Source organism: Georgenia subflava, from assembly GCF_009193155.1.
Lineage (GTDB): Bacteria > Actinomycetota > Actinomycetes > Actinomycetales > Actinomycetaceae > Georgenia > Georgenia subflava.
The window spans coordinates 138,844-145,600 of record NZ_VUKD01000006.1; the positions used below are offsets into that span (position 1 = coordinate 138,844).

Consider the following 6,757-nt stretch of genomic DNA (forward strand, 5'->3'; position numbering starts at 1 on the left):
GTCAGATTCCGTCTCGGATCGTAGGGCAGCTCATGCAGCGCGGGCCCCCGCGTCCACGGCCCAGCTCGGCCCCGGGCATGGTGAGGACCTCGATCCCCGCCTGCCGCAGGTAGTTGTTCGACGTGACGGTGCGGTCGTAGGCGATCACCACACCCGGCGCGACGGCGAGTGCGTTGCAGCCGTCGTCCCACTGCTCACGGGCGGCGGCGTGCACGTCCTGCTCCGCGATGAGGATCCGCAGGTCCGCGACGCCCATGGCGTAGGCGATCGCGTCGTGCATCTTCTCCGGCGCGTGGTCGGCGATGGCCAGGTCACCGGGCCCCGAGCCGGGCGTGATCGTGTACGACGGCAGCATGCCGAGCCCGGCGTACTTGATGAAGGACCGCTCGTCCACCATGGTCATCACGGTGTCCAGGTGCATGAACAGCCGTGACTTGGGCATGGCGAGGGCGACGACGCGGTCGGCGGACCCGGCGGCGAAGAGCCGGGTGGCGAGCCGCTCGACCCCCTGCGGGGTGGTGCGCTCGCTCATGCCGACCAGCACGGCCCCGCCGCCCAGGACGAGCACGTCGCCGCCCTCGACGGTGGCCGCGCCGTCGTCGAGCCCGTCGGACCAACGGTGGAAGTCGTCGTCGACGAACGAGGGGTGCCAGCGGTAGATCGCCTCGTAGGTGACCGACTCGCGCACGCGCGCCGGCATCCGCATCGCGTTGACGGCGACCCCGTCGTACACCCAGCAGGACGCATCGCGGGTGAAGAGGTGGTTCGGCAGGGCGGGGAGCACCAGGTCGTCCAGCCCCATCGCGTGCAGCACCACCGAGCGCGGCTCGTCGACGCGCTCGAGCAGCTCTCGCTTCGTCAGCCCGCCGATGAGCGTGTCGGTCAGCTCGTTGTCGGTCATGGCCTCGACGGCCGCGCGCAACGCCGGGGTCGCGGCGGGGCCGTGCACCCGCTCGTCGAAGGCGTGGTCGAGCACGAACGAGCGTGCCCCGGGCAGTGCCAGCGTCTCGCGCAGCAGGTCGGTGAGCAGCAGGACGTCGACCCCGGCACCGGCGAGCAGCTCGCGGAACTCGTCGTGCTCCTCCTGGGCCCGGCGCACCCAGAGCAGGTCGTCGAAGAGGAGCTCGTCCTTGTTCTCCGGCGTCAGCCGGAGCAGCTCCAGGCCCGGGCGGTGGACGATGACCTGGCGCAGCGGGCCGACCTCGGACCCGACTGTGCGCGGACCGGCTGCGGGCGTCGGCGCTGCGTCGGCGTGCATCGGCACACGGTCTCACGCCGCTCGGGGTCGGGCGAGACGTTCTCGGGTCGCCGTGCCGAGCCGGTCGCCCGGGGAACGCCCGGGGCGTCGCGCGGACCGGTGTGCGCCCGAGACCACGGACGCGGCAAGATCGACCCCATGGACAACACCGCCACCGGCCCCGACACCCCCGCGTCCACCGACGCGACCGCACCCGAGCACCTGAGCCTGTGGGGCGGCCGGTTCGCCGGCGGGCCGGCCGACGCGCTGGCGGAGCTGAGCAGGTCCACCCACTTCGACTGGCGCCTCGCCCGCTACGACATCGCCGGCTCCCGGGCCCACACCCGGGTGCTGCACGCCGCAGGGCTCCTCGACGGCGACGAGCTCGCCGGCATGCTCGCCGCGCTCGACCGCCTGGATGACGACGTCGCCTCCGGGGCGTTCGTCGCCGGGCCCGACGACGAGGACGTCCACACGGCGCTCGAGCGTGGCCTCATCGAGCGGGCCGGGGCAGGGCTCGGCGGGAAGCTGCGCGCGGGCCGGTCCAGGAACGACCAGATCGCCACGCTGGTGCGGATGTACCTGCGCGACTCGGCCCGTCAGCTGGCCGTGGGCGTGCTCGACGTCGTCGACGCGCTGGTGACCCAGGCAGCCGCGCACCCGGATGCCGTGATGCCGGGCCGCACGCACCTGCAGCACGCCCAGCCGGTCCTCCTCGCCCATCACCTGCTCGCGCACGCCTGGCCGCTGCTGCGCGACGTGCAGCGCTGGATCGACTGGGACGCCCGCGCCGCGGTCTCGCCCTACGGCTCCGGGGCGCTCGCGGGCTCCTCGCTCGGCCTGGACCCCGACGCCGTCGCGGCGGACCTCGGCTTCGCTGCGAGCGTGGAGAACTCCATCGACGGCACGGCCGCGCGCGACGTCGTGGCGGAGTTCGCGTTCGTCGTCGCGATGACCGGGGTGGACCTCTCGCGGCTGAGCGAGGAGGTCATCCTCTGGGCCACCAAGGAGTTCGGGTTCGTCCGGCTCGACGACGCCTTCTCCACCGGCTCGAGCATCATGCCGCAGAAGAAGAACCCCGACGTCGCCGAGCTCGCCCGCGGCAAGGCCGGGCGACTCATCGGTGACCTCACCGGTCTGCTCGCCACCCTCAAGGGCCTGCCGCTGGCCTACAACCGCGACCTCCAGGAGGACAAGGAGCCGGTCTTCGACGGCGTCGACACGCTCGACGTGCTGCTGCCCGCCGTCGCCGGGATGGTGGCGACCCTGACCTTCGACACCGGGCGGATGGCCGCCCTCGCCCCGCAGGGCTTCTCGCTGGCCACCGACATCGCCGAGTGGCTCGTGCGTCGGGGGGTGCCGTTCCGCGTCGCCCACGAGGTGGCCGGCAGCTGCGTGCGGGTGTGCGAGGAGCAGGACAAGGAGCTGTGGGACCTCACCGATGACGAGCTCTCCGAGATCAGCGAGCACCTCACGCCTGCCGTGCGCGAGGTCCTGACGGTCGAGGGATCGATCGCGTCCCGGGACGGCCACGGCGGGACGGCACCGGTGCGCGTCGTCGAGCAGCTGGCACGTGCGGCGGACCTCGCGGCGGACCTGCGCGGCTGGGCCGTGGGGGAGCCGGCCGAGGGCGGTGTCGACGAGCACGCCGCGGACGAGAACGGCACCGCCGGCCCGCGGCGATGACAGCCACGCCGGAGGGGGATAGCTCAGCGCCCTGGGCGGAGCTGCTGGGCCGGCCGGCGGTCGAGGCCGCGGCCGGAGTCCTCGGGTCGGTGCTGACCGTGCGGACCGCGCCTGCCGCCTCGCCGGCGGGCGACGGCGGTGGCGACGCGGCGCTCGACGGGGTCGTGTCGGTACGCCTGACCGAGGTCGAGGCGTACAGCGGTGAGGTCGACCCTGGGTCCCACGCCTTCCGTGGACCCACACCGCGCACCGAGCCGATGTTCGAGGCCGGGGGACGCCTCTACGTGTACTTCACCTACGGCATGCACTGGTGCGCGAACCTCGTCTGCGGCTCGGCCGGGACCGCCTCCGCGCTGCTCCTGCGCGGGGGAGAGGTGGTGGCAGGACACGCCACCGCACGTGCCCGCCGGCCGGCCGCCCGGTCGGACCGCGACCTCGCCCGCGGACCGGCCAGGTTGGCGCAGGCGCTCGGCCTCACCGGGGCTGACAGCGGCCTCGAGCTCGCGGTGGGAGGTCGTGCCGAGCTCATCCCCGGCGAGCCGGTCTCTCCGGCCCGGGTGCGCACCGGGCCCCGGGTCGGTGTGGCCGGCGAGGGTGGCGACGGCACGCTCTTCCCCTGGCGCTTCTGGGTCGACGGCGAACCCTCCGTCTCCGTGTACCGCCCCGCCGCTCCCCGCCGGCGCTGACGGACCGCGCGGCGGCCGTGCACGCCAGCCATGAGCGGCCCGACGGCGGACCGAACCGCCGTCGTAGGCTGATCCGGGGATCGGATCGACAGGAGGCGGAGAGTGACCCAGACGGCAGTGACCGGGACCACCGTGCCCGAGGTGCTGGCCGAGCTTGCCGCGCTCGAGGACCCCAGGATGCGTGAGGTCAACGCCAGGCACGGTGACGAGCACGGTGTGAACCTCAGCAAGCTGCGTGCGGTCGCCAAACGGCTGAAGACCCAGCACGACCTCGCACGTGAGCTGTGGGAGACCGAGGACGTCGCGGCCAGGCTGCTGGCCACGCTGATCTGCCGCCCGAAGGCGTTCGAGCGCGACGAGCTGGACACCATGCTGCGTGCGGCGAGGGCTCCCAAGGTCCACGACTGGCTCGTGAACTATGTGGTCAAGAAGAACCCGCACGCCGAGGAGCTCCGGCTGGCCTGGTCCGCCGACCCGGACCCGGTGGTCGCGAGCGCAGGCTGGGCCCTCACCTCCGAGCGGGTGGTGAAGGAGCCCGAGGGCCTCGACCTGCCCGGCTGCCTCGACGTCATCGAGGCAGAGATGAAGGACGCCCCGGAGCGACTCCAGTGGGCGATGAACACCTGCCTGGCGCAGATCGGGATCGAGCACCCGGCGCACCGGGCGCGGGCGCTCGACATCGGTGAGCGCCTGGAGGTGCTCAGGGACTACCCGACGCCCCGGAACTGCACGTCCCCGTACGCGCCCGTCTGGATCAACGAGATGGTGAGCCGGAAGAGCAAGTAGAACGCTCACGCTCACGACCGTCCCGCTGCTCCGTCAGGGCGGCGCCCCGGCGCGAACCAGACGGACCCGCGCAGCAACGCCCCCACGCGTCGCCAGGCGGACGCCGGACCGATGCCCAGGTCGGACACGGCACACTGGTACCCGTGCCCGGCACGAAGACCGGGCCGGAAGGAAGGCAAGAAGAGTGACCGACATCCTCGATGAGCTCCAGTGGCGCGGCCTGCTGGCCCAGTCCACCGACATCGACGCACTGCGGACGGTGCTGAGCGAGGGTCCGGTCACCTATTACTGCGGCTTCGACCCGACGGCGCCGAGCCTCCACCACGGACACCTCGTCCAGCTCGTCCTCATGCGGCACCTGCAGCGGGCGGGGCACCGTCCCCTGGCGCTGGTCGGTGGTGCGACGGGGATGATCGGCGACCCGCGCATGTCCGGCGAGCGCACGCTCAACGACAAGGACATCGTGGCCGGCTGGACACGCCGTCTCCGCGGGCAGATCGAGCGGTTCCTCGACTTCGAGGGCGCGAACCCGGCCCGCATGGTCAACAACCTGGACTGGACCGGCGAGCTCACCGCCATCGACTTCCTGCGCGACGTCGGCAAGTACTTCAGGCTCGGCACGATGCTCGCCAAGGACACGGTCGCTCGTCGCCTCGCCAGCGACGAGGGGATCTCGTTCACCGAGTTCAGCTACCAGATCCTGCAGGGGATGGACTACCTCGAGCTGCACCGCCGCTTCGGGTGCACGTTGCAGACCGGCGGAAACGACCAGTGGGGGAACCTCATCGCCGGCGTGGACCTGATCCGCAAGGCCGAGGGAACCGGTGTCCACGTCCTCACCACCCCGCTGATCACCAAGGCGGACGGCACGAAGTTCGGCAAGTCCGAGGGCGGCGCGATCTGGCTCGACGCCGAGATGCTCAGCCCCTACGCCTTCTACCAGTTCTGGCTCAACACCGACGACGCCGACGTGATCCGCTACCTGAAGGTCTTCACGTTCCGCAGCCGCGAGGAGATCGACGAGCTCGAGCGGGCGGTCGCCGAGCGGCCGCAGGCACGCGAGGCGCAGCGCTCGCTCGCCGAGGACGTCACCACCCTCGTGCACGGCGACGAAGCCACCGAACGAGTCCGTCGGGCCTCCCAGGCGCTGTTCGGACGGGACGACCTGCGTGAGCTCGACGCGCGGACCCTGCGCGACGCCGTCGCCGAGCTGCCCCGCGGCGAGGCGACGGTGGGGGAGTCGACGATGGTCGACCTGCTGCTGACAAGCGGGCTCGAGAAGGGGCGTTCGGCCGCTCGGCGCACGATCGCCAGCGGCGGTGCGTACCTGAACAACGAGAAGATCGACGACGAGGACCGCGTGCTCACCGACGGTGACCTGCTGGCGGGGGGACATGTGCTCCTCCGGAAGGGGCGTCGCAACCTCGCCCTCGTCACGACGGCCGTCTGACCGTCGACGACGGCTGCCTGGCCTGCCGCCATGAGGGGCGCGACACCCATCGGTGTCGCGCCCCTCGTGCATCCCGAGAACGGACACCGGGCGGGAGGTTGTGCGCGTGGTCGCGTGCGCATCTCCGGGACGGGTCCGCAAGGCGACGCGCAGGTGAACTTCTGTGGGTCAGGTCTCAGAGATCGCGTTGGCGGATCCAGGCCCTGTCGAGAGCCCTCGCCAGGGGTAAAACTGCAGGTCAGAGGCCTGCCGGCCGTGATGATCGGCGTAGTTGCGCGGGAGTTGACGGGCCTCCGAGCGGTGCGTAATGTACTTCCTGCTGCACCGGACAGGGAGGCACGGACACCGCGAGGTGGCCGGTCCCGCGGAGCGGAAACCTAGGATGCCAGCCGACGACACGATCGCCGGCAGCTGGTCATCCCAGGGGCCAGGAACAACGAGCCGGTCGGCGGATCGCGAGAGATCGCGGGAAGTTGACACGCTCGGGAAGACTGGTTAAGTTTGAGAGGTTGCCCCGGTCCGGGTTCGGGAGTGGTTTTCCTGGGTTTTCGGCGGTGTGTGTCTGTTTCTTGAGAACTCAACAGTGTGCCAAGTTTTTGATGCCATATGATTCTGGGTGTCGTCTGGTTCCTTGCCGTTGTGGTGGGGTTTTGGGTGGTGTCTGGGGTCTGTTTGTTTTGTTTTGGTATACATGCTGGCTGGTCTGCTCCGTCGGGCTGGTTGGTGTGATGCCTGGATTGGCTTCCTGGTCTGTTTGGTCGGGGGGTTTTCTCCGTATTGTTTGTTGGCTGCCTGCTTTGGTGGGTGGTTGGCGTTGTTTTTTAACGGAGAGTTTGATCCTGGCTCAGGACGAACGCTGGCGGCGTGCTTAACACATGCAAGTCGAACGATGATGCCCAGCTTGCTGGGTTG

Annotated in this window: 5 protein-coding genes and 1 rRNA gene; 5 read left to right on the forward strand and 1 reads right to left on the reverse strand. The window is 70.8% G+C overall.

The window, feature by feature from the left end; translation table 11 throughout:
- Position 1 precedes the first annotated feature (1 nt).
- The gene (locus GD748_RS17965; protein ID WP_152196609.1) at positions 2–1,258 is read right to left on the reverse strand and encodes an arginine deiminase; all 1,257 of its coding nucleotides are present in this window, start codon (positions 1,256–1,258) and stop codon (positions 2–4) included.
- Positions 1,259–1,396: 138 nt separating this feature from the next.
- Here GD748_RS17965 and argH point away from each other — a divergent pair, with 138 nt between their 5' ends.
- The 5 genes from argH to GD748_RS17990 form a co-directional block, all read left to right on the forward strand.
- Positions 1,397–2,923, forward strand: coding sequence for an argininosuccinate lyase (argH, locus tag GD748_RS17970; RefSeq protein WP_152196610.1), 1,527 nt, complete (start codon positions 1,397–1,399; stop codon positions 2,921–2,923).
- Positions 2,920–3,609: a DNA-3-methyladenine glycosylase gene (locus tag GD748_RS17975; RefSeq protein ID WP_152196611.1), complete on the forward strand. Its 690-nt coding sequence runs from the start codon at positions 2,920–2,922 to the stop codon at positions 3,607–3,609. The genes argH and GD748_RS17975 overlap by 4 nt, the downstream gene beginning before the upstream one ends.
- A gap of 102 nt (positions 3,610–3,711) precedes the next feature.
- Positions 3,712–4,395 carry a DNA alkylation repair protein gene (locus tag GD748_RS17980; RefSeq protein WP_152196612.1) on the forward strand — a complete coding sequence of 228 codons (684 nt, stop codon included), beginning with the start codon at positions 3,712–3,714 and terminating at the stop codon, positions 4,393–4,395.
- Between the two features lie 184 nt (positions 4,396–4,579).
- Positions 4,580–5,845, forward strand: coding sequence for a tyrosine--tRNA ligase (tyrS, locus tag GD748_RS17985; RefSeq protein ID WP_152196613.1), 1,266 nt, complete (start codon positions 4,580–4,582; stop codon positions 5,843–5,845).
- Positions 5,846–6,666: 821 nt separating this feature from the next.
- Positions 6,667–6,757: ribosomal RNA gene (locus tag GD748_RS17990) — 16S ribosomal RNA — on the forward strand; the annotation flags it as partial.

What these genes read in the sequence shown, in the direction of transcription:
- GD748_RS17975 (WP_152196611.1), top strand. Translation starts at nt 2,920, where the DNA reads ATGACAGCCACGCCGGAGGGGGATAGCTCAGCGCCCTGGGCGGAGCTG.
- GD748_RS17965 (WP_152196609.1), bottom strand. Translation starts at nt 1,258, where the DNA reads ATGCACGCCGACGCAGCGCCGACGCCCGCAGCCGGTCCGCGCACAGTC.
- argH (WP_152196610.1), top strand. Translation starts at nt 1,397, where the DNA reads ATGGACAACACCGCCACCGGCCCCGACACCCCCGCGTCCACCGACGCG.